Source organism: Vagococcus sp. WN89Y (genome assembly GCF_052220145.1).
Classification (GTDB): Bacteria; Pseudomonadota; Gammaproteobacteria; order Enterobacterales; family Enterobacteriaceae; genus Kosakonia.
This window is the reverse complement of the sequence record NZ_JBQPOM010000034.1, coordinates 1-523: the sequence shown is the minus strand read 5'-3', so window position 1 is coordinate 523 and position 523 is coordinate 1. Positions and strand designations below refer to the sequence as shown.

General features: G+C 54.3%; 1 rRNA gene. It reads right to left on the bottom strand.

What is annotated here, in order from left to right:
* Positions 1-523, bottom strand: a 23S ribosomal RNA gene (locus ACTU3N_RS14625); the annotation flags it as partial.

Genomic DNA, 523 nt, shown 5'->3' with positions numbered 1-523 from the left:
GCGTCGCTGCCGCAGCTTCGGTGCATGGTTTAGCCCCGTTACATCTTCCGCGCAGGCCGACTCGACCAGTGAGCTATTACGCTTTCTTTAAATGATGGCTGCTTCTAAGCCAACATCCTGGCTGTCTGGGCCTTCCCACATCGTTTCCCACTTAACCATGACTTTGGGACCTTAGCTGGCGGTCTGGGTTGTTTCCCTCTTCACGACGGACGTTAGCACCCGCCGTGTGTCTCCCGTGATAACATTCTCCGGTATTCGTAGTTTGCATCGGGTTGGTAAGCCGGGATGGCCCCCTAGCCGAAACAGTGCTCTACCCCCGGAGATGAATTCACGAGGCGCTACCTAAATAGCTTTCGGGGAGAACCAGCTATCTCCCGGTTTGATTGGCCTTTCACCCCCAGCCACAGGTCATCCGCTAATTTTTCAACATTAGTCGGTTCGGTCCTCCAGTTAGTGTTACCCAACCTTCAACCTGCCCATGGCTAGATCACCGGGTTTCGGGTCTATACCCTGCAACTTAACG